The sequence below is a fragment of the Gordonia sp. NPDC003425 genome, from assembly GCF_053588635.1.
In genome coordinates this window covers 33769-54646 of sequence record NZ_JBSFQI010000020.1, presented here as the reverse complement: position 1 = coordinate 54646, position 20878 = coordinate 33769, and the positions used below count along the sequence as shown (strand labels likewise).

The window sequence follows — 20878 nt, the reverse complement described above, 5'->3', positions numbered from 1 at the left end:
CCATGAAGTTCGGCCTCTTCTACGAGATGTTCGTCCCACCGACCGACCCGACCGCCGAAGCCAAGGTGGTGCGGCAGACCGTCGACCAGATCGTGCACGCCGACCGGCACGGCTTCGACTACGTCTGGCTGTCCGAACACCATTTCCTGAAGGGGTTCTCGCACATGTCGGCCCCCGAGGTGATCTTCGGCGCCGCGGCCTACCAGACCGAGAGAATCCGCTTCGGATTCGGCCTCGCCCTGACACCACCTGCCTACAATCACCCGGTGCGAGTGGCCGAGCGCGTGAACATGCTCGACTGTCTCAGTGGTGGCCGCGTCGACCTGGGTTCAGGCCGCTCGACCACACCGACGGAACTCTACGGGTTCGGACTCGACCCGGACGAGTCACGCAGCCAGTGGAGTGAGGGTCTCGACGCCGTGGTCCGATGCATCGCAGACGAGACCGTGAGCTTCGACGGCGAGTACGTGAACATACCGCCTCGTTCGGTGGTGCCGCGCTCGGTGCAGCGCCCGCACCCGCCGCTGTGGGTCGGCGGTGTCGGCCCGGGCAATGCCGAGCGTGCCGCCAAGAAGGGTCTGGGAATGCTGTTCTTTGCCCAGAAGGCCGACTACGAGATGCTTTCGGCGTCCACCGAGGCCTACTACGCCAACATCGACAAGGCGGAACCGATGGCCGGCGTGGTGAACCGGGCGACCGCGGGATTCGTCAACGGTCTGTGCGGTCAGGATCGCGACGAGGTTCGTCGGCTCGCCGTCGAGCGGACCGTGGAGCACACGTTGCACGGATCGGACTACATGCTTCACGGGTGGCCGGGCGGAACTCCGCCCAAGAGCTACGCGCACCTGACCCAGGGTGAGACGAAGATGGTCAACGACCTGATCAAGAGCGATCGGAAGATGGTGGAGGACTTGATGACCGAGGGCGGCTTCGTCATGGCCGGCACGCCCGAGGATTGTCAGCCGTTCCTCGACGCTTTCCAGAAGAGCGGCGTGGACCAGGTGATCATCCACATGCAGATGGGCGATATGCCACACGACCGCATCATGGAGTCGATAGAGATCATGGGGTCCGAGCTGATCCCCGCATACCACTAGGTGGGGGCGATGTCATCCGACACCGTCGCCGTGATCACCGGCGGCGCAAGCGGTATCGGTTTCGCTCTCGCCAAGGCGCTGCGTGAACGATGCACCGACGTGGTGATCGCCGACGTCGATGACGATGCGCTGGCGAGGGCGGCCGACCGACTTGCCGGGCCGTCGGCGCGAATCCACACGTGCAAGACCGACGTGTGTGATGAGGACGCGCTGGCCGACCTGGCGCGCTTGTCCGCCTCGCTGGGAACCATCTCGGTGGTGTGCCTGAATGCGGGTGTCACCAGCGCCGGCTCTCTGCTGTGGGAGACACCCACGGCCACTTATGATTTTGTCACTTCGATCAACCTCGGAGGGTTGTTCTCGTCGATCCGTGCGTTTGTGCCCGCCTTGATCGCACAGGGCACGCCCGCCGCCGTCGAGATCACCGCATCGATGGCCGGCCTGGTGGCCGGTGGTTACAGCGCCGCATATGCGGCCGGCAAGGCGGGTGCGATCTCACTGGCGAAATCGCTGCGCGCCGAGCTTGCCGGTGTCGCACCGTTCATCACCGTCAGCGTGCTCAACCCCGGCATGGTCAAGACGAATCTGATGCGAACCTCGGCCGCCCGGGTTCCCTCCGGAGTTGTCGCCGATGCGGCGATCGTGGAGGGTGCACACGCTGCACTCAATGAGGCGGGTGTGGATCCTGACGTGGTGGCCCGCTGGGTTCTCGACGCCTTCGACAACAAGCGGTTCTGGGTCCTTCCGCCGACCAGTGACCCCTTCATCGGAATGCTGCTCGCCGAGAACGCCGAACTGGGTGAAGCCCTCAACGGCTGATCGGACCCGTCAGGTCCACTGACTAGCCTTGTCGTGAAACTCCTCGAGCTTGATCAGAAAACGTTGGTAGGCAGCCACTTCCGCCGGGTCGCCGCCGAACACCTCGGCGACGAGCATCTTCGAGTACTCGTTGGCAACCGACGCGGCCTTTACCCCGCGATCGGTCAGATACAGTCTGCGGCGCTTGGCATCTCCGGGATGGGTGACATCGATGACGAAGCCCTTCTGCTTGAGCTTCGTGATCACCTGAGACGTCGCCGATCTGGTCACACCGAGCAACGCCGACAGTTCCGCGCCGGTGGTTCCCGGGTCACGGTCGATCATGGCGCACATCTCGGCTTCGACCAGCGTCATCGGCACGTCGCCCTCGACGAAGGTGTGCGATGTGCGACGTCCCTGCTGAATCTTGTTGAGTACGCGAAGCAGCGAGATGATGACGTTTTGGGTCAGTTCGCCCGGTGCCGGATCGACGGATGCGTCAGCATCGAGGTGACTGTGCGAACCGTCCATGAACATCGACTATACCCCCGGGTGAGTGGTCGCGGAGTTGACGGAGTGCCCAGTGCGGAACCGTAATTCGCACTGTCGGCGTGATGTCGGCGTTCCGATGTCACACAGGCTGCAGGCTGTCGATCAGCCAGCGATCGCCCGACTTGATGGCGGTCACGATCACCCTGCTTCCCGCTGTCGAGGGATTCTTCTCCGCCGCGCTCGACGTCGTCTGGTTGAGCAGGAGCAGTAGTTGGGCGCGGTCGGCGGTCAGGGAGACCACCGAGTTGCCGGCGACCGTCACCTTGGTGTCGACCTGCTTCTCCTTGGCGCCGGGAATCACCACCTGGTCGGCAAGTTTCGTGAAGTCGCTGCGGAAGGTGGGTGTGAGCCCCTCGGCGGCGGTGGACATCTGCTTGTCGATGGTCGCGTGGTCATAGGAGAGCATGTTCACCACCTGACGCGTCACCGCCGACTTCATGCCGTCCTCGGAATCGCGCACCTCGGCACGTCCGTGGTTGGACACACCGAGGACCACGCCGCCGGCCACCGCCGCGATCGTGAGGACCGCGGCGCCGGCGATCGCGGGCTTACGCCACCGTGAGCCGCCCTCTTCTGCGTCGAGCGTGCCCACTTCGGCGTCGGGCGTGCCCACTTCCGTGTCGAGCGTGCCCGCTTCGGCGTCGAGCGTGCCCACTTCGGTGTCGAGCGTGCCCGCTTCGGTGTCGAGCGTGCCCACATCCGCGTCGAGCGTGCCCGGTTCGGTGTCGAGCGTGCCCACTTCGGCGTCGGGCGTGCCCACTTCCGTGTCGAGCGTGTCCACATCGGCGTCCGCGGTGGGGCGGGTGAAGGTGATGCGGCCGAAACGGCCGAGATTCAGTGAGCTCACAGTACGAAGTCCACCTTCGAGATCGTCATCGGTTCGCCATTGGTGACCACCACCCGGAAGCGGTAGTCGCGGCCCTCGGGGTCGGTCGCATTCTCGTTGGTCACTTCCGCGTGCGCAGCAACGAGAATGGTGGCCGACGACGAGTCGATCTTCTCGATCCCGGCCGACAGGATCGTGCCCTTCGAACTGACCTGGGCCTCCTTGACGATCTGCGTGTAAGACCCCGACCTACTGGAGAAATCGGTCTTGAAGGTGCCGCTCGACTTGCTCAGTAGCCGCTTGATGTCGGCGTCCGCGGTCTTGGAGTTCACGGTGGTCAGCGACACCACGCCGTCTTTCGCCGTCTGCAGGTACTCGGCACGCATGCTGTCGTACGAGTCCATCTGGTGTCGCTCCCAGAGTTCGTGGCCGACGAAGGCCAACGAACCCGCGACGCAGACAGCCATCACGATCGCCGGCCACCGCGACGCCGCGCCGCGCGCCAGGCGAGCGACTCTCCCCGACCGTGAGGTGTCCGGAGCGCCGGCTGTGTCGGCTGTGTCGGTGTCGGTTGTTTCGACCTCCGACGCGGCGGCGCCGGTTGCGTCGACATCCGATGAGGTGTCGTTCTCCGGTTCGGCCGAGTCGGGGTCGGTCAGTTGATCGGGTTCGAGAGTAGCTCGTGCCATGAGGCTCCTCCTTGGATGGTGCGATGGTGATATGTGCTTCCGTCGGGTGCCGCGTAGTCGCCGGTGGCCGGGTCGTAAGCCGAGGGTTGTACGCCGGTGGTCAGTCCTTGGCGGTCCGGGCTACCCGATCCGTCGATGCTCGATGGCCACTGGCCCTTGGGCTGATAGCCGCGCGGGTCGCGGCACTGCTCGGGTGTGGGCGCCCGCTTTCCCGGCACCTCCATGCACGGCAGATTCCTTGCACCGCGCACGTTCATCGGCGCGTTCTGCGGAATCGAGCAATACTGGCCGACCGGAGAAGCGAGTTTGGTGAGATCCGCGGGGCTCCGGCGTTGGTCGGCGGGTAGAAATCCTGTGGTACACAACGGCGACGCCATCGTGTGGAACTGGGCGATCACCGACTCGTCGGGCATCCCGCGATTCACCATCGACTGGATACCGGCGATCAGCGGCGGCATCAGCACGAAGATTTGCTCGATCCCCGCGTTGTAGATTGCGGCCACCTGACCGAGACTGACCAGATTCGACAGCAGAATCGGCACCGTGGGGCGCACATCCTCGATGAGCCGTTGCGCACCGGCCGCTGCGACCGGACTGTTGTCGATGATGGCGCGCACGTGCAGATCCTGATCCTTCAGCACCGACGTGAACCGTGCGAGCTCATCCGACCAGGTGGCGATCGCCTCCCTCGACTCGCCGTGCGGCTCGAGGAACGGGCCGAGTTCGCGGATGAGTTCGTCTGTGCTGTCGGCATTGTGGTCCGCGATGTCGGCGACCTGTGTGAGCGACGCGACGAGTTTGATCAGGTCGTCACGGGTGCCGACGAAACTGCGGAAGGACGCGTCGATCAGGGTGTGGAGTTTGCCCGGCGGGATCGAGGCGAGCAGATCGTTGGCCTGTTGCAGAACAGGGCCGATCTGCGCGGGCAATGTGACCGTGTCGGCAGGCAGGACGTCACCGTCACCGAGGTCGGGTCCGGTGGCGCCCGGGGCGGGCACGAGGTCGATGTACTGTTCGCCGATCGCCGACATGCTGTGCACATTGACGCGCAGCCCTTCGCGCGGTATCCGGTATCCGTCGTCGATCTGCATCGTGGCCTTCACTCCGTCACGCTGCACCGCAACCGATTTCACGGTGCCGACGGTCACGCCGCGGTACGTCACGTTGGATTGCTCGTAGAGGCCGCCGCCGGCAGGGAGTTCGGCGGTGACCGTCATGCGGTTGACACCGACGAGCGCTGGGATCTGTAGGTATCCCACCACCATGACAGTCACCGCGATCACCGTGACCAGCGCGAGCACGACGAGTTGGAGTCGGATCACCGGGCGCATGTCAGTTACCCCCCACCGGGTGCCGCGGGTCGCCCGACACCGGCCCCCGCATCGGATCGGTCGCCTGGGCGCCGAGTCCGGGGTTCTTCGCGAGTGCGCCGGAAGGACCCGACACCGTGCGGCCCAATGGAGTGCCGCGTAGGAGATCCGACCGTAGGCGCGGAACCGAGAAGTCGAGCAGTGCAAACAGATTGGCGTAATCGCCGCGAACGATGCGATCGAGCCTGCTGAGCGGGAGCGGCAATGTGAACGCCATGTCGAGTGAGGCGGTGAGCGACTTCCCCGAATCGGCGAGTGACTTCAGGAACGGATGAATGTTGGCGACGTTCGCCTCGATGTCCGACGCACTCGTCGTGATGAGTTTCCGCGCGGTGTCACCGAACTGGTCGAGCGCGGTCAAGGCGTCGGTGAGCTTGAAGCGCCGGGCCGCCAGCGCTTCCAGTGCCGGTTGGATGCGCCGGATGGCGTCGTCGAGCATCGGTGCGTCACCGGCGAAGACGGTGGCGAGGTGGTCGAGTCCGTTCAGTGCCGTGACGATCGCGACTCGCCGCTGGTCGAGCGTGTTCTGCACGGTGGTCAGTTGACGAACGAGGTCGCGAACGGTGACCTCGCGGCCGGACAGAGCGTTGTCTGCGCCCTGGACGATGTCACCGAGCTGACCGAGCCCACCCCCGTTGACCACCGCCGACACCGCCGACAAGGTCTGCTCGGTGGTGGGATAGGCACTGGCACGTTCGATCGGGATCACCGCTCCGTCGGCCAGCCGTCCGGTGGGCGCAGTTTCGGTGGGCGCCGACAACTCGATGTGCTGTGAGCCCAGCAGGCTGGTCTGACCAATCGCGGCAACGGCATTGGCGGGCAGAACCACGTCGCCGTCGATGGCGAGATTCACTTGTGCATGCCATCCGACGAGGGAGATCGCAGTGATCCGGCCTACTTCGACGTCGTTGACCAGGACCGGCGAGTTGGGCGTGATGTTGGTGACATTCGGCATGTCGACGGTGACGTGGTAGGCGTCGTCGCCGCGTCCATGGCCGCCGGGTAGCCGTACCGACTCGATGCCGTGCCAGCCGCACGCGCTGACCGTCAGCGCGACCACCATCAGCATCACGGCACCCACGGTGCTCGACATGGAATGGCTGCGGGCCAAGATCACGCGAGTCACTGGCCACCCCTGGGTAACAGCAGCGCGGACAGGCTGCGGGGAGTCTTTCGTGGCTCCGACCCCGGCCCGGTCAGTCCCGGAACGGTCTGGGCGAGACCGGGTTCGGAGTACACCAATTGGCCGGGGTCGACGAATCCGGACCTGGTGGGCATTGTGAGGAAATTCGGGTAAGAGGTCTTGAGCATGCTGAGGTAGGCCCCCAGGTATTGCACGCACAGGTCCGCGGCGCGTCCGCTGTCCGGTTTGCCCACGGCCGCGAAACCGCCGCACACGGCCTGTACGGGGTTCTCGAAGTTCGCCGCCGAGAACACCCCGTTCATCCCGCCCACACCCGGCTTGTAGATGTTGAAGAAGTTCGAGAGCTGGGTGGGGGATTGGTGGAGGAGCCCTTCGATGTTGGCGCGCTGCAGGGCCAGCGTCGTCGTGACGTCGGTCGCCGAGACCATGTCGGAGGTGATGGCATCACGGTTCTGCGACACGAAGGTCTGCACGTCACCCATCAGTGTGTCGAGTGTGGCGAGCGCGTCGCGGGTGTCACCGCTGGTGTCGCCGAGGACCTGCGCAACCGTCGACAACCTCTGCTGCAGCGCGGCGACCTGATCGTTGCTGCCCGACATCGCATTGACGAAGACCTGGAGATTGCGCACCACCGCGAACAGATCGTCGCGGCCGTCGGAGATCACCGACATCGCACGGCTCAGCCCGGTGATCGTGTTGTTGACGTCGTCTGCGTTCGGCGACAACGTATCCGCCGCGCTGGACACGAGCTGCGCGGCCGAGCCGGGATCGTCGGGGCCCTTGCTCCCCACGGCCCGGGTGACGTCGTTGAGCGCGTTCTTGATGTCGTCCCACTCCATCGGGACCGTGGTGCGGGCGAGGGGGATGACGGCGCCGTCGGCGAGTGTTGCTCCGCCGGTGTATCCCGGCGTGAGCTGGATGGTGCGCCCTGCCACCAGACTTTGTGACACCACCGCGGCGCCCGCATTCGACGGCACCTCGACATCGTTGTTCACCGACAACCGGGCGATCACGTATCCGGGAGTGGGAGTGAGTGATTCCACTTTGCCCACCGGCACACCGAGAACCGTGACCTCATCACCGGGATAGAGTCCGGTTGCCGAGGCGAGCTGGACCGAGATCGTCTTGGAGTCCGGCCCGCGGGTGGTGAACCAGGCGACGGCGCCGACGACGGCGACCAGCACAACCGCCACCAGTGCGAGGAGACGTTTCATCGGGTCCCCTCCTTCGGAGGTTGTGCCGACGGTGGCGAATCGCGCACGATGGCGTCCACCAGTGGTTGTAGGTAGGCGACCGGAACCAGATTGCCGACGTAGGCGGTGAAAAACGGCCCGGTGGCGACGCTCTCGCCCAGGCCCATGGAGAAGTTGCGCAGCCCGGGGATCGCCTTCGAGATCGCGTCGCGGTTCTTCTCGAGCACCCCCAATACTGTGTGCAGCTTGGTGAGCGCGGGTGTGAGCCGGGCCTGGTTCTCCTGCAGAAGACCCGACAACTGCTGTGCCAGGAACCTGGTGCCGATGATCAGGCGCTCCAATTCCTGGCTGCGTGACTGCAATTGGCCCAGCAGGATGGCGGCGTCATTGACGAGTGTGTTGAGCTGGCCACTGCGTTGTGCGAGAAGTCCGGTCAGATCCCGGCTGCGGCTCAGCAGCGTACGGAGTTGATCATCGCGGGATCCGATTGTGGTCGACAGACGTTGAACCCCGGTCATGGCCGCCGACAACGACGGTGCGACCGCGTCGAGGGTGTCACTCGTCGCACGCAGGGCGCTGTCGAGTTGGGAGTCGTCGGTCCCCGACAGGGTGCCACCGGCGTCGTCGAGGGCGTTGCTCAGTGAGTAGGGCGCAACGGTCCGTTCGAGGGGGATCGGATCGTCGTGGGACATCTCGCCGATTCCGGCGGGCATCACACGAAGGGCGCGTTTACCCAGTGCCGACGTCGTCACGATTGCCACTCGCGTCGAATCACCTAGTCGTACCGGCGATTTGACGTCGAACGACACCAGAACCTTGTTACCCGACAACGTGATGTCGCCGACCTTGCCGACGTCCACGCCGGACAGTTCCACCCTGTCGCCCGAGCGTAGGTTACCCACCTCGGCGAAGTAGGCACGGTAACCGCCGTGCGCGAAGAGCGCCGGAATCCGGTCGAAACTCAGCGACAGCACGACGATCGCCACGGTCAGCGAGATACCGATCACCGCGACCCTCCGGCGCGGCATCTCCCGGAAGGTGGGCAGCGCACGTTTACGGCTCATCGACATCTCCCTTGCTGCACCGGCCCTCGGTTTGATCGAGCAGTGGGATATCAAGGTTCTTGCCGTCGGTTCCGGTCAGCCGCAGAATGCCTTGGCAGGCATACAGCTGGAAGCCGGCACCGTAGGCGCCCATCCGGCCGAGTCGGCGGTAGGCCTCCGGCAACGCGGCGAGCGTCCGATCGAGCATGTCCTGTCCGGCGACGAGCTGGCCTGCGGTTCGATCGAGCTGGACGACGGTGGCGAACGCGTCGGGCCGGACGTGATCGAGCAGGCCGCCGGCGGCCAGGGTCGCGGCCGAGAGGCGTTCGGTGATCTGATCCATCGGGTCCTGCTGGTGGGCGAATTGTGTTACCAGAAGCTGCAATTGGGAGACGGAGTCGGACACCTGTTGTCGCCGGTCGGCCGCGACCTTCAGGACGACGTTGAGGTTGTCGACCACTTCGCCGATCACCGCATCCTGGTCGGCGAGCATCCCGGTGGTCGAGGCGGTGGTGTCGAGCAAGGTCTGGATGTTTTCTCCCTGGCCCTGCATGATCCCCACCAGCGCCCCGGTCAGTTTGTTGAGATCTTCGGCCCGCACGGTTCGGAAAACGGGTTTCAGACCGCCGACCAGCGCGTCGATGTCGAGTGCTGGGGCGGTTCTGGCCGCCGGGATGGTGCCGCCGTCCGACAGCGGGCCGGGCGTCGATCCCGGCAGCATCTGTCCCTGTGCGATCTCCAGATACCTGTCGCCGGTGAGATTCTCGTACTTGACCTGTGCGTGCGTGGACGAGTCGAGCGAGCGGGCGCGGGTCACCGAGAAGGTGACCACCACACGGGAGTCGGGTTGCAGGTCGACCGCGGAGACCTTCCCCACCAGCACTCCGGCGATGCGCACGTTCTGGCCCGCCCGTAGCCCGGAGGCGTCGGTGAACACGGCGCGATAGGTGTTGGCCGAGTCCGAGCGGAAGTTCCCGAAGACGATGATCAATCCGCCGAGGATGGTGAGCATGACGGCGGTGTAGACGCCCACCTTGAGGAGCGTGGAGTGCTTGTGCAATTTGCGTGTCATCGGCCCCCCTTGACGGGTTGGCCCACAAGACTCGTGAGCAGGTCCTCGGGGTGCAGTTCGAGAGAACCCGGTTCGTTGCGGTACGGGTTGACGCCGGTATTGGTCACCACATATGGGGAGACGGTGCCGGGTGCGAGGACGGGCAGTCCGTAGCAGTGGGGTCCGCCGCTCGCCCCGACAACCGGCAGATTGGCGGGGTAACCGTAGAGCGGGACACCGGGAACGAAGCCGATGTTCAGGTGTATTCCGGGGTACTTCGCCGATCCGAGAGCGGGAAGTCCGCGCTCGAGCAACTTGTCCATTCCTTTGATGAGACAGGTGAATTGGGGTGAATACTCGCGCATGAGTCCGGTTGTGGGGGTGAACAGGCGCAGCGATTCGGTGAGCGTGGGTGTGTTGGTCTTGAGGAAGTCGGTGGCCGTCCCACTCAGTCCCATCACGGAGGTCAGCATCAGGTCGATCCCGTCGGTCTTGTCGGTGATCGTGGAGGCGGTGGTGCGTACCTGCGAGGCGATTGCCGCGAGCTGTGGTGCACTGGGCGCGTAGGCCATGATCGCATCGGCGGCGGCGTCGAGGGTGGTGCCCAGTCGGATGCCGGGCGAATTGATCTGCCGCAGCAGCGAGGTCGCCTTGTCGATGGTGTCGCCCAGGTCGGCGCCGCGGCCTTGACCGAGTGCGCCGTCGAGTGCGGCGAGTGTCGCGTTGAGCTTTTGCGGTTCGATCTGCCGCAGTACGTCGGTGAGGTTCTGGAAGGTGGTGTTGATCTCGACTTGCACGTCGTCGGTGTTGATGACCGAATGCGGCTGTAGGCCAGGGCCGTCCGTCGACTCCGGTGCGACGAAATTGACGTATTTGGCGCCGAACACGGTGGTGGAGGAGATCTCGACACGGGCGTCCGCGGGGATCTGATCGATCACGTCGGAATCGATCTGTGCCGAGATTCGGGCAGTGTGCCCGTCGGCCTGTAGCGCGGTCACGCGTCCGACCTCGACGCCGCGGTAGGTCACCTTGGCGCCCGCCGTCATCAGTAGCCCGGCGCGCTCGGCCACCACGGTCACGGGTTCGGTGCTGCTGAAGTTGCCCCGAAAAGCGTTGTAGGCCAGTGCAACGACAAGCGAGAGGGCGATGACGAGCCCGAGCGCGTAGATCTTGAGCCGGTATTTGCCAAGCATGTCAACTCGACAGGTGGAAGTTGCCGGTGGGCCCGTAGACCGCGAGCGAGATCAGTAGGGTGACGCTGACGACCACGATGAGCGAGGCGCGGACGGCGCGTCCCACGGCCCGCCCGACGCCGTCCGGACCGCCGGATGCCGTGTAGCCGTAGTAGGTGTGGATGAGCATCACCGCGAGACCCATTGCTATCGCCTGGGCAAACGACCAGAGGATGTCGACCGGTTGCAGAAACGTGCGGAAGTAGTGGTCGTAGAGTCCTGACGATTGACCGTTGAGCACGACGGTGGCGAACCGGCACGCGTAGAACGAGGCGATCATCGCCGCCGAGTACAGCGGGATCACCACGAGCGTGCCCGCGACCAGCCGCGTGCTCACCAGGTAGGGAAGTGGCCGAATCCCCATGGAGTCGAGTGCGTCGATCTCCTCACTGATCCGCATGGCACCCAATTGCGCTGTCGAGCCGGCGCCGATGGTGGCCGACAGTCCGATGCCGGCGACCACCGGCGCGGCCACCCGCACGTTGATGTACGCCGAGAGGAATCCGGTGAGGGATTCGATCCCGATGTTTCCCAGGGAGCTGTATCCCTGGATGGCGATGGTTCCCCCGGTGAACAGGGTGAGCGAGGCGACGATCACCACCGATCCGCCTATCACCGCGAGAGCACCTGTGCCCATTCCGATTTCGGCGATCAGACGCAGCACGCTGCCGTGGTAGTGCCGCACCGCGGCGGGTGCCTTGCGGATGGCCTCCACAAAGAACTCGACCTCGGCGCCGACCCGGTCGATGGATTTCGACGACGTGTCGGCCTGCCGCCTGCCACGGGTGATGAGATCGGATATAGCGAAGACCATCCCCTACCCCCCGGTTGCCTTCACACCGACCGCGGTGACGAGGATGTTCACCACGAACAGGCCGATGAATGCGTACACCACCGTCTCGTTGACGGCTTCTCCCACACCCTTGGGGCCGCCCTTGGCGGTCAGGCCGCGGTAGCAGCCCATCAGGCCGGCGATGAGGCCGAACAGGCCGGCCTTGATGACGGCGATGAGTAGTTCGCCGAAACCGGTCAGCAACGTCAGATTCCCCACGAACGCACCGGGATTGACGCCTTGGAAGAACACCGAGAACACGAAGCCGCCCAAGATGCCGATGGTGCACACCAGACCGTTGAGCAGCACCGCGACGAACGCCGACGCCCACACGCGTGGCACCACCAGTCGTGCCACCGGGTCGACGCCCATCACCTCCAGCGCCGCGATCTCGTCGTGGATGGTCCGCGATCCGAGGTCGGCGCACAGAGCGGTGGCGCCGGCGCCGGCGACGATCAGCACGGTCACCATGGGTCCGATCTGGGTGACCGTGCCGAACGCCGCACTGGCCCCGCTCAGATCCGCGGCGCCGAGTTCGCGCAGCAGGATGTTCAAGATGAAGGTGACGAGCACGGTGAACGGGATGGCGACGAGCACGGTGGGCAACGTCGAGACGCGGGCGATGAACCACGTCTGGTCGATGAACTCGTTGAACTGGACCGGACGCGCGAACGTGAAACGAAACGTGTCCAGCGTCATCGCGAAGAATCCGCCGATACCGTCGACGGCACTTGCGGCCTTGGCGCGTGCAGTGCCGGTCAGGACATGCACCCGCGCACTCTCACTCGTCACTGGTTACTCCGTTCGACGATCCCCGACGGCGCTGATCATACGCATTGTCCAGACATGTGTGATCAGAACTGGCAGAATTGCCGACAACAGTGTTCTGGGCGGCGCGAGTCCCCCGATCGTCCGAGGAGGTCGCAGGTGGCACGACGTCGAGGCTGGGGCGGATCGTTACCCGCGGACGACGACGATGCGGCGCGGAGGATTCTCGACGCAACCCTGAAACTTCTGCACAGCACAGGGGAACTGGTGTCGATCACCGATGTGACCCAGGAATTGCAGATCACCAGGCAGACCGTGTACCGCTACTATCCGAGCGTCGAGGCGTTGTTGCAGGCCGCGGCCAACGATATCGCCGAGCGTTTCTCGACCTACCTCGTCAACTCGGTCCGCGGGATCACCGATCCCGCCGAGGCGGTCGTCGAGTTCACTGCTCTGACCATCGAAGCGCTCCATGGCGACAACGCGGCCCTGGCGCTTCTTGCGACCACTCGCCGAACAGGGGTGGCCGCCGGAATCACCGACGACGTCTCGCGGGACTACGCGGTGAGCGTGCTGCGCTTGATGGACGCCGACTGGGAGAAGGCCGGATTCGACGATGCGACGCTTGACGAGCTCGCGGGCTGGCTACTACTCGTCGTCGACGCGTTCGTATCCGGCAATGGCAGGACACCGGTTCTGGGTCCGGAGCTCAGGCGCTACCTCGCCACCTGGCTGGCACCCTCGATAGCTGCACTGACACAACATGTTCGAGGTCGATGATCACACCGCCGCGTCGTCGAAGGTGGCCGGCTGGGGTACGGGCTGCGGTCCGCGCCGGGGAATCAGGAGGGTGATAGCGACACCGACGAAGGCGGCCACCGCCCCCACGAGGAAGCACAGGCGGAACGAGGTGTGCGAGGGCATCGACTGGCCACCCATCGAGACTGCGGCGGTGGTCAGCAGCACGGCCATCACCGCCGACGACACCGTGGTGCCGATCGACCGCATCAGGCCGTTGAGACCGACGGCCGCACCCGCCTCGGTCAGCGGCACCGAGCCCATGATCAGCGTCGGCATCGCGGCGTAGCCGATGCCCACGCCGGAGGCGGCGATGATGGAGGCCACCATGAGCTGCCAGGGCGAATTCATCAGGAAGAGCGCGATCAGGTAGCCGACGCCGAGAACCGTCGCACCGATGGCGAGCGTGTACTTCGCACCGATCTTGTTGATCAGCAAGCCCGACACCGGTGAGAACACCAGCATCATCAGACCGCCCGGTGCCATCCACAGTCCGGCGGCGAGGATGTCCTGGCCGAGACCGACGCCGGTCTCCTTCGGCATCTCGAGCAGGGTGGGGATCACCACCGACTGTGCCATCATGCCGAAGCCGATTGCGATCGCGGCGATATTGGTGAGCAGCACCGCAGGCCGGGCGGTGGTCCGCAGATCCACCAGCGGATCGCTGGTGCGCAGCTGGTAGAAACCCCAGCCGATCAGGACGACGATGCCCACGGCCAGCAGGCCCAGGGTGTCCGCTGACGCCCATCCCCAGTCGTTGCCCTTCGACACCGCGATGAGCGCGGCGCACAGGCCGATCGCCAGGCCGATGGCGCCGACGATGTCGAGCCGCCCGCCGACGGCGTCGGCCACATGTGGAACCACGACGATGGTCAGGACCAGGATCACCGCGGCCAGTGCTGCTGCCACCCAGAACAGTGCGTGCCAGTTCCATGACTGCGCGATCCACGCCGACAGCGGCAGCCCGATCGCGCCGCCCACACCGAGGGTGGCACTCATCGCGGCGATGGCCATCGACGTGATCCGCGGCGGGGTCACCTCCCGCATCAGGCTGATGCCGACCGGAATGAAGCCCATCGCCAGGCCCTGTACGGCACGGCCCACGATCATCGGGATCACCGAATCGCTCAGTGCACAGATCACCGATCCCACGACAAGGAGCACCGAACTGCCCACGAGTACCCGCTGCTTACCGAACATGTCGCCGAGCCGGCCTGCGATGGGCATCGCGACCGCGGCCGCGAGCAGGGTTGCGGTGATGACCCATGACGCGTTGGACCGTGACGTGCCCAGCAATTGCGGCAGTTCCGGCTGGATCGGGATCACCAGGGTCTGCATGAGGGCGGCCACCAGGCCGCCCATACACAACGTGATGACCGTGGCGATGACGCCGCCGTTCGTCTCGTTCTCCGCGTGCGGCAGCGCCGTCGTGGTGGTGAGGTCGGGTTCTGCGTCGGACATGGACACCTCCTGTGCTCGTCCAGGGCGCTTATGTAGAGTACATATGCACGGTACATATGCCTAGTCCGGTGGCAGTATTCGGACATACCGGACCCACGTTTCGTGCACTCGACGACGGGAGAAGGCCATCGTGGACAGCCAGGACAGCCAAGACGGCGACCGGGCGGGCGGCAATGACTTCGTGCCGTGGCCGTCGGCGTTGTATCGCGACCTGGCCGACGAACTCCTTCGAATGGCCCGACGCCGCGACCTCATCGCTCCGGGTTCGGTGCTGGAGCGCTCGGCGTTCAACCTGCTGTGGATTCTCTCCGACGGTCGACCGCGCACTCTTCGTGAGCTCAGCGAGCTGACCCACCTCGAACAATCAACCATCAACCGGCAGGTCAATGCCGCCATCACCCACGGCTACCTCGAACGCTTCGACGTGGCCGGATCGACGAGCAGACGTATCCGGCCCACGCAGAGGGGGGTCGAGGCATTCGAACACGATGGTCTGCTGCGGGCGCGGCGGCTCGAACGGGTGCTCTCCGACATGGCGCCGGGCACGCCGGAAGCACTGTTGCGGGAACTGCATGCGTTCAACGAGGCCTACGACCGCCTCGATGAGCCCGACAGGAACCTCCGCGACAGGGCCTTGCGCGAGGGGGACCTACGCGACGCCCGCGCGGCTCGTTCGGGCCGTGCTTAGGAAACGTCAGTCCTGATCGTGCGGCCAGTTGCCCTGCAGGAGTAGTTCCTCGAAGTTCTTGATCAGATGCGGGTTGAGGTCGGTCTCGACAGCCTTCTCGAGATCGCCGTTCCACTTCGCGTACCACTGCTCATCGCGATTCATCAGGTGGATCGGCCAGCCGTGCGTGATGTCGAGCTCATCGGAGTACAGATCCGTCGACCCGTCCTCACGCATGTACCAGTACTTCTTGCCCGAATCCCAGAACGCCTTGAGCTCGTCCGCGGTGACGTAGTACTCGCCGTCTGCCTGCTTCATGTGTTCGATCCTACGGAGCCGCGAACATGCCCGGTGTGTGGTGGTGATTTTCATGCCCGATGCAAACAGGGCACGATGGTGTCAGCGCGGCTGCGACGGGAGTCACCCATCTGACCCTGTCGCGCGATCCGAGGAGGTGTCGTGTCGCAGGTGCTGATCACTGTCGACGAACTCACCGAGGCGATGGTGTCGGACAATCCGCCGGTGATCCTGGACGTGCGCTGGCAACTCGGCGATCCGCACGGGCGCGACCACTACCGTGCCGGACACATTCTGGGCGCGATCTACGTCGACCTCGACACCGAACTGGCCGCACCGGCGTCACCCGAGCGAGGTCGCCATCCGCTTCCCGACCTCGCCGACCTCCAAACGGCGGCACGGCGCTGGGGCGTCGACGATCGTTCGCCCGTGGTGGTCTACGACGACATCGGCAATCTCGCCGCCGCCCGCGCGTGGTGGTTGCTGCGGTGGGGTGGTCACCGCGACGTTCGGCTGCTCGACGGCGGACTCGGTGCGTGGCGTACCGCCGGATTGCGAACATCCGCCGGAGACGTGACCCCACGTGCGGGCACCGTCACCCTGAGCCCCGGGCACCTGCCGGTCGCCACCATCGAAGAAGTGGCCGTGCCCGCGCCGGCCACGGTGCTCGTGGACGCCCGGGCCGTCGAACGCTACCGGGGTGAAGTGGAACCGGTGGACCCGCGCGCCGGCCACATACCCGGGGCGGTGAGTGTGCCCACCGCGGCCAACGTCGACGCCGACGGCCATTTCCTTCCCGCGGCCGCACTTCGCGAGCGTTTCGCGCGCGCGGGCATCGATGACGCGGCCGAGGTGATCGCCTACTGCGGGTCCGGGGTCAATGCGGCCCACGAGATCGCGGCGCTCGAGATCGCCGGACGCAGCGGCACACTCTTTCCGGGATCGTGGTCGCAGTGGTCCGCCGACCCGCAACGGCCCATCGACACCGGCGAGGTGTGACAACCCGCACAGTCGCGCGCCGTTGAGCGTCGTGTTCCGACTAGTACTTCGCGAAGACTTCCATTCCGACCCGTCCAAAACCCGAAGAGAGAAGAGTGAACACATGCGTGACTTTCATTGCCGCAACTGCGGTCAGCAACTGTCGTTCGAGAACACCGTCTGCCTCAACTGCGGTAAATCGCTGGGCTTCCACCTGCCCAGCCGCACCATGCAGGTCCTCGACGAGAACGAGGTGGGTGCTGTCGACGGCACCGCCGTGATCCGTTGCGCCAACAACCTTCCGGCCGCGTGCAACTGGCTGGTGGAGCAGGGCGGCGGGCTGCCCACGTTGTGTGAATCGTGCCGGCTGACCCGTACGCGGCCACCCGAATCCGAGACGCAGGCCATGCAGGACTTCGCCGAGGCCGAAATGGCCAAGCGCAGAGTGATTTTCGAACTCGACAATCTGAATCTGCCGATCTTCGGCAAGGATGTTGACCCGCAGAACGGACTTGCGTTCGATTTGCTTTCCAGCGCGCACGAGCCGGTCACCACCGGGCACGCGGACGGTGTGATCACCCTCGACCTCGCCGAGGGCAACGACGTGCACCGTGAGGAACTGCGGGTGTCGATGGACGAGCCGTACCGCACCCTGATCGGTCACTTCCGGCACGAGATCGGACACTTCTACCAGATGGTGCTGGTGGGCGACGGTCCCCGCCTCGCGCGTTACGAGGAACTCTTCGGCGATCCCAACACGAGCTACCAGGACGCGCTCGACCGGCACTACAACCAGGGCCCGCCGGAAGGATGGGAACAGGACTACGTGTCCTCGTACGCGACGATGCACCCGATGGAGGATTGGGCCGAGACGTTCGCGCACTATCTCCACATCCGCGACACCCTCGACACCGCAGCGGCATTCGCTGTTGCACCGGCCGGCGCCATCCTCGATGCCGACCTGCCCGGGCAGGTCGGGTTCGATCGCATCATCGACTGGTGGCTGCCGCTCACGTGGGCGTTGAACCAGATCAACCGGTCGATGGGGCACCAGGACCTCTACCCGTTCGTGCTACCGCCCAAGGTGCTCGAGAAGATGGAGTTCATCCACGAACTGATCACCGCGGAGCGGGAAGCGGGAGCCGCTGCCTGAACCGCCTCAGGATCGGCATGAATCGAAGTCTGTGACAATCGCACTCGCGGACATACGGTGCTCTGGAATCGACCGGCCGGCACAGTGTGGAGTGAAATGCGATGACCCAGACCATCACCCAGGATGAGGACACCGCGACACTGCCCGAGTCGGCGTTCCGGCTCGGATTCTTCACCCAGGTCCACGGGCGAGCGGGGCAGAGTGCGCGGGATACGTACGCCGAACTGATCGACACGGTGGTTGCGGCCGAGGAACTCGGCTACGAGAGCGTCTGGGTGGGCCAGCATCATTTCGGGAAGGACCGGCTGGCCTCCCCCCTCGTGCTGTTGGCCGCGCTCGCCGAGCGGACCTCGCGGATCGAACTGGGTACCGCGGTGGTGGTGCTGCCGCTCGAAGATCCGGTGAGGCTCGCCGAAGACGCCGCCACGCTCTACGAGATTTCTGGTGGGCGAATCAATCTCGGCATCGGCAGCGGTGGCGGGGACGCCGAGTCGTTTGCGGCGTTCGGCCACGACATCGAAGACCGGCGAGCATTGTTCGACTCCCATGTCGAGATTCTGCACACCCTCCTCGACGGAGGATCGGTCGGCGATGGCGAGGCCGCCCGCCGGCTGTATCCACCGGCGGTGGGGCTGCGCGAGCGGCTCTGGCAGTCGGTCGGTTCACCCGAGCGTGCCGCAGCCGCGGCGGCGTCGGGCGACGGACTGCTGCTCGGGACGTTTTCGGACCACGCGCTGTTCGACCAACGTCCCAAGATCGACGCCTACCGAGCGGAATGGGCACGCGCGCAGGCAGGTTCGGCGCGCAGCCCCCGCATCGCCGCCATGCGTTTCACCTACGTCGGGGACAGTCGCGAGAGCATCGAACGCCAGGTCGAGGACGAACTGGCCACGTTCCGAGAGTTCGCCGACACCTACAAACCCGACCTCGCACCGCTGGACACCCCGCAGTACCTGCGGCGGGTGACGCGCTACGGAACAGTGACCGACGTGATCGGGGACCTGCGCGCGGATCCGGCGCTGCTCGGCCAAGTGACGCACTTCCTACCCACCGTCGGGCTCTACCCCGCCGCCGGCGACGGCACACCGGGCGCCGACCTCGACATCCGGCGGCTCGAACTCTTCGCCCGCGAGATCGCGCCGGCGCTGGGGTGGGTGCCGCGACCATAGCCGCCGGTCACTGCCGGGCTCGGCTCCACGTCGATCAGTTGGATTGTCTCTCAACCACTATGAGACGAGTCGGTTGCGACGATGTTCTCGCGCACCACTCGGCGCTGAATCTTTCCGATCATCGACACCGGCAGCGCTTCGACCACACAGATGCGACGGGGGATCGCATAGGGTGGGAGTTTGCGGCTTGCGAACTCCCGCACGTGCTCGAGTTCGGGTGGGTCCGACCCCTCGGGCACGATCACCGCAACGACCGATTCGCCGCCGGCGTTCGAGTCGCGCGGGATGCCGACCACCGCGACGTCGGCAACCCCCGGCATCTCGCGGAGATGGGCCTCCACCTGGCTGGGGAACACCTTGAACCCGCCGACGTTGATCATCTCCTTGACGCGGTCCTCCATGGTGGCGTGGCCGACGGCGTCCACCCGGACGATGTCGCCGGTTCGCAGCCATCCGTCACGCAACACGTGCGCGGTCTCGGTGGGATCGTTCCAGTACCCGCGAAACACCTGCGGGCCGCGAACCAGCAATTCGCCTTCCACCGTGCCACTTTCGTCCGGCAGCGGCCCGGGTCCGGTGGGGTCCCCCGGGTTGATGAGCCGGATGTCGGTGTTGGGGAACGGCAGGCCGAGGGTGCCGGGCCGCCGGTCGGCGGTGCACGGATTCCCCAGCGCGATGGGCGAGCACTCGCTCATGCCATAACCTTCGATGAGCAAGCCCCCGGTGGCCGTTTCCCAGCGGCGGGAGACCTCCGGATCCAGCGGCATCGCCCCGGAGAATGCGACCCGGATGGTCGTCAACGACGTCGACGTCCCGGCGGCGTCGAGGAGACGCGGGAACATGGGCGCCACCCCGGGCACGAAGGTCGCCGGGCGCCGCCGTTGCGCCTTCATCACCGCGGCCGGGTCGAAGTTCGGGAAGGCCACGGTGGTTGCCCCGATCAGCGGCGGCAGCACCAGGCAGAAGATCATGCCGAACGCGTGGAAGAACGGCAGCATGCCGAACACCGTTTCGGCGCCGGGTGTGAACTGTGCCCAGGCCGCACCTTGAGTCGCGTTGGTGACCAGGTTGCGGTGGGTGATCTCGGCGCATTTGGGAACGCCCGTGGTGCCGCCGGTGAACAGTAGGAGGGCGGTATCGTCCGGGCGGGCAACCGGCCGGGCGGTTTCGGGCACCGCATCGGCGAGCAACTCGTGCCAGACCGGGGCGTCACCCGGGTCACCCGATGCGAGGGCGGTGCGGGTTCGGCGGGCCGCGGCCACCGGCAGGCGCAGCGCCAGCCGCGCCAGCCTCGGCAGGTCGTGGTCGACGTCCACGCGGATCACCGTGCGCAGGTCACTGCCCGCGGCATCGCGCACGTCCGACACCCGATTGCGCCACACGATGGCATGGGTCGAACCGGTGAGGGCGAATTGTTCGCGCAGCTCGGCGACGGTGTAGGTGGGATTGTGTTCCACGGCGATGGCGCCGAGGCGGAGTACGGCGTGAAACGCCACCACGTGGGTGGTGCAGTTGGGCAGGACCAGTGAGACGCGATCACCGGGTTGCACCCCGAGACTGCGCAGAACCGCTGCGCCGCGGGCCACCTCGTCGGCCAGGTCGGCGTAGGTCAGGGTCGCGCTTAAGAAGTCGACGGCATCGCGCGACGGCCACCGGACGGCGGCGTCGGCAAGGAGGTCGGCGACCGTCCGGTCGGGGATGTCGACGTCGGCGGGGACCCCGGGTGCATAGTGCGAAATCCAGGGTTTGTTCTCGAACAT

21 protein-coding genes are annotated in these 20878 nt (G+C 65.6%); 7 read left to right on the top strand and 14 right to left on the bottom strand.

Annotation, left to right across the window (positions count from 1 at the left end; genetic code table 11):
- The first annotated feature begins 2 nt into the window (after positions 1-2).
- Both ACWDTD_RS18765 and ACWDTD_RS18760 read left to right on the top strand, forming a co-directional pair.
- On the top strand, positions 3-1097 hold the full coding sequence (locus ACWDTD_RS18765; RefSeq protein ID WP_449748648.1) for an LLM class flavin-dependent oxidoreductase: 1095 nt from the start codon (positions 3-5) through the stop codon (positions 1095-1097).
- Positions 1098-1106: 9 nt separating this feature from the next.
- Positions 1107-1916, top strand: a complete 810-nt coding sequence (locus ACWDTD_RS18760) for an SDR family NAD(P)-dependent oxidoreductase (protein WP_449748647.1) — start codon at positions 1107-1109, stop codon at positions 1914-1916.
- Between the two features lie 9 nt (positions 1917-1925).
- Here ACWDTD_RS18760 and ACWDTD_RS18755 read toward each other — a convergent pair whose 3' ends face one another.
- From ACWDTD_RS18755 to ACWDTD_RS18705, 11 genes are all read right to left on the bottom strand, one after another.
- Positions 1926-2426 (bottom strand): MarR family winged helix-turn-helix transcriptional regulator, encoded by a 501-nt coding sequence (locus ACWDTD_RS18755; protein WP_449748646.1) that lies wholly within the window; start codon positions 2424-2426, stop codon positions 1926-1928.
- 100 nt (positions 2427-2526) lie between these two features.
- Positions 2527-3294, bottom strand: coding sequence for a hypothetical protein (locus tag ACWDTD_RS18750; RefSeq protein WP_449748645.1), 768 nt, complete (start codon positions 3292-3294; stop codon positions 2527-2529).
- The gene (locus ACWDTD_RS18745; protein ID WP_449748644.1) at positions 3291-3962 is read right to left on the bottom strand and encodes a hypothetical protein; all 672 of its coding nucleotides are present in this window, start codon (positions 3960-3962) and stop codon (positions 3291-3293) included. Before ACWDTD_RS18745 ends, ACWDTD_RS18750 begins: the two co-directional genes overlap by 4 nt.
- Positions 3929-5293, bottom strand: a complete 1365-nt coding sequence (locus ACWDTD_RS18740) for an MCE family protein (protein WP_449748643.1) — start codon at positions 5291-5293, stop codon at positions 3929-3931. Before ACWDTD_RS18740 ends, ACWDTD_RS18745 begins: the two co-directional genes overlap by 34 nt.
- A 1-nt stretch (position 5294) precedes the next feature.
- Positions 5295-6425 carry an MCE family protein gene (locus ACWDTD_RS18735; protein WP_449748642.1) on the bottom strand — a complete coding sequence of 377 codons (1131 nt, stop codon included), beginning with the start codon at positions 6423-6425 and terminating at the stop codon, positions 5295-5297.
- Positions 6426-6454: 29 nt separating this feature from the next.
- Positions 6455-7690 carry an MCE family protein gene (locus ACWDTD_RS18730; RefSeq protein ID WP_449748641.1) on the bottom strand — a complete coding sequence of 412 codons (1236 nt, stop codon included), beginning with the start codon at positions 7688-7690 and terminating at the stop codon, positions 6455-6457.
- Positions 7687-8733: an MCE family protein gene (locus tag ACWDTD_RS18725; protein WP_449748640.1), complete on the bottom strand. Its 1047-nt coding sequence runs from the start codon at positions 8731-8733 to the stop codon at positions 7687-7689. The genes ACWDTD_RS18730 and ACWDTD_RS18725 overlap by 4 nt, the downstream gene beginning before the upstream one ends.
- Positions 8723-9784, bottom strand: a complete 1062-nt coding sequence (locus ACWDTD_RS18720) for an MCE family protein (protein WP_449748639.1) — start codon at positions 9782-9784, stop codon at positions 8723-8725. Before ACWDTD_RS18720 ends, ACWDTD_RS18725 begins: the two co-directional genes overlap by 11 nt.
- The gene (locus ACWDTD_RS18715) at positions 9781-10956 is read right to left on the bottom strand and encodes an MCE family protein (RefSeq protein WP_449748638.1); all 1176 of its coding nucleotides are present in this window, start codon (positions 10954-10956) and stop codon (positions 9781-9783) included. Before ACWDTD_RS18715 ends, ACWDTD_RS18720 begins: the two co-directional genes overlap by 4 nt.
- Position 10957: 1 nt before the next feature.
- A complete protein-coding gene (locus tag ACWDTD_RS18710; protein ID WP_449748637.1) occupies positions 10958-11809 on the bottom strand; it encodes an ABC transporter permease in 852 nt (283 codons plus the stop codon).
- Positions 11810-11812: 3 nt separating this feature from the next.
- Positions 11813-12526 carry an MlaE family ABC transporter permease gene (locus ACWDTD_RS18705; RefSeq protein ID WP_449748666.1) on the bottom strand — a complete coding sequence of 238 codons (714 nt, stop codon included), beginning with the start codon at positions 12524-12526 and terminating at the stop codon, positions 11813-11815.
- 228 nt (positions 12527-12754) lie between these two features.
- Here ACWDTD_RS18705 and ACWDTD_RS18700 point away from each other — a divergent pair, with 228 nt between their 5' ends.
- A complete protein-coding gene (locus ACWDTD_RS18700; protein ID WP_449748636.1) occupies positions 12755-13375 on the top strand; it encodes a TetR/AcrR family transcriptional regulator in 621 nt (206 codons plus the stop codon).
- Here ACWDTD_RS18700 and ACWDTD_RS18695 read toward each other — a convergent pair whose 3' ends face one another.
- Complete coding sequence (locus tag ACWDTD_RS18695) at positions 13376-14854, bottom strand: MFS transporter (RefSeq protein WP_449748635.1); 1479 nt, start codon at positions 14852-14854, stop codon at positions 13376-13378.
- Between the two features lie 130 nt (positions 14855-14984).
- On the opposite strand from ACWDTD_RS18695, the gene ACWDTD_RS18690 reads away from it, so the two are divergent.
- A complete protein-coding gene (locus ACWDTD_RS18690) occupies positions 14985-15542 on the top strand; it encodes a MarR family transcriptional regulator (RefSeq protein WP_449748634.1) in 558 nt (185 codons plus the stop codon).
- Between the two features lie 6 nt (positions 15543-15548).
- Here the strand turns inward: ACWDTD_RS18690 and ACWDTD_RS18685 are convergent, their stop codons facing one another.
- Positions 15549-15839, bottom strand: a complete 291-nt coding sequence (locus ACWDTD_RS18685) for a hypothetical protein (protein WP_449748633.1) — start codon at positions 15837-15839, stop codon at positions 15549-15551.
- Between the two features lie 141 nt (positions 15840-15980).
- Between ACWDTD_RS18685 and ACWDTD_RS18680 the strand changes: the two genes are divergently transcribed.
- From ACWDTD_RS18680 to ACWDTD_RS18670, 3 genes are all read left to right on the top strand, one after another.
- Positions 15981-16817, top strand: a complete 837-nt coding sequence (locus tag ACWDTD_RS18680) for a sulfurtransferase (protein ID WP_449748632.1) — start codon at positions 15981-15983, stop codon at positions 16815-16817.
- A 103-nt stretch (positions 16818-16920) separates the two neighbouring features.
- The gene (locus ACWDTD_RS18675) at positions 16921-17949 is read left to right on the top strand and encodes a zinc-binding metallopeptidase family protein (protein WP_449748631.1); all 1029 of its coding nucleotides are present in this window, start codon (positions 16921-16923) and stop codon (positions 17947-17949) included.
- Positions 17950-18050: 101 nt separating this feature from the next.
- Complete coding sequence (locus ACWDTD_RS18670; protein WP_449748630.1) at positions 18051-19118, top strand: LLM class flavin-dependent oxidoreductase; 1068 nt, start codon at positions 18051-18053, stop codon at positions 19116-19118.
- Positions 19119-19168: 50 nt separating this feature from the next.
- Here ACWDTD_RS18670 and ACWDTD_RS18665 read toward each other — a convergent pair whose 3' ends face one another.
- Positions 19169-20878, bottom strand: a complete 1710-nt coding sequence (locus ACWDTD_RS18665; RefSeq protein ID WP_449748629.1) for an AMP-binding protein — start codon at positions 20876-20878, stop codon at positions 19169-19171.

Coding starts and splice junctions, on each gene's coding strand:
- ACWDTD_RS18695 (WP_449748635.1), bottom strand. CDS start 14,854: ATGTCCGACGCAGAACCCGACCTCACCACCACGACGGCGCTGCCGCAC.
- ACWDTD_RS18725 (WP_449748640.1), bottom strand. CDS start 8,733: ATGAGCCGTAAACGTGCGCTGCCCACCTTCCGGGAGATGCCGCGCCGG.
- ACWDTD_RS18670 (WP_449748630.1), top strand. CDS start 18,051: ATGACCCAGACCATCACCCAGGATGAGGACACCGCGACACTGCCCGAG.
- ACWDTD_RS18730 (WP_449748641.1), bottom strand. CDS start 7,690: ATGAAACGTCTCCTCGCACTGGTGGCGGTTGTGCTGGTCGCCGTCGTC.
- ACWDTD_RS18740 (WP_449748643.1), bottom strand. CDS start 5,293: ATGCGCCCGGTGATCCGACTCCAACTCGTCGTGCTCGCGCTGGTCACG.
- ACWDTD_RS18715 (WP_449748638.1), bottom strand. CDS start 10,956: ATGCTTGGCAAATACCGGCTCAAGATCTACGCGCTCGGGCTCGTCATC.
- ACWDTD_RS18710 (WP_449748637.1), bottom strand. CDS start 11,809: ATGGTCTTCGCTATATCCGATCTCATCACCCGTGGCAGGCGGCAGGCC.
- ACWDTD_RS18665 (WP_449748629.1), bottom strand. CDS start 20,878: ATGTTCGAGAACAAACCCTGGATTTCGCACTATGCACCCGGGGTCCCC.
- ACWDTD_RS18745 (WP_449748644.1), bottom strand. CDS start 3,962: ATGGCACGAGCTACTCTCGAACCCGATCAACTGACCGACCCCGACTCG.
- ACWDTD_RS18685 (WP_449748633.1), bottom strand. CDS start 15,839: ATGAAGCAGGCAGACGGCGAGTACTACGTCACCGCGGACGAGCTCAAG.
- ACWDTD_RS18755 (WP_449748646.1), bottom strand. CDS start 2,426: ATGGACGGTTCGCACAGTCACCTCGATGCTGACGCATCCGTCGATCCG.
- ACWDTD_RS18765 (WP_449748648.1), top strand. CDS start 3: ATGAAGTTCGGCCTCTTCTACGAGATGTTCGTCCCACCGACCGACCCG.
- ACWDTD_RS18705 (WP_449748666.1), bottom strand. CDS start 12,526: ATGACGCTGGACACGTTTCGTTTCACGTTCGCGCGTCCGGTCCAGTTC.
- ACWDTD_RS18735 (WP_449748642.1), bottom strand. CDS start 6,425: ATGTCGAGCACCGTGGGTGCCGTGATGCTGATGGTGGTCGCGCTGACG.
- ACWDTD_RS18675 (WP_449748631.1), top strand. CDS start 16,921: ATGCGTGACTTTCATTGCCGCAACTGCGGTCAGCAACTGTCGTTCGAG.
- ACWDTD_RS18720 (WP_449748639.1), bottom strand. CDS start 9,784: ATGACACGCAAATTGCACAAGCACTCCACGCTCCTCAAGGTGGGCGTC.
- ACWDTD_RS18760 (WP_449748647.1), top strand. CDS start 1,107: ATGTCATCCGACACCGTCGCCGTGATCACCGGCGGCGCAAGCGGTATC.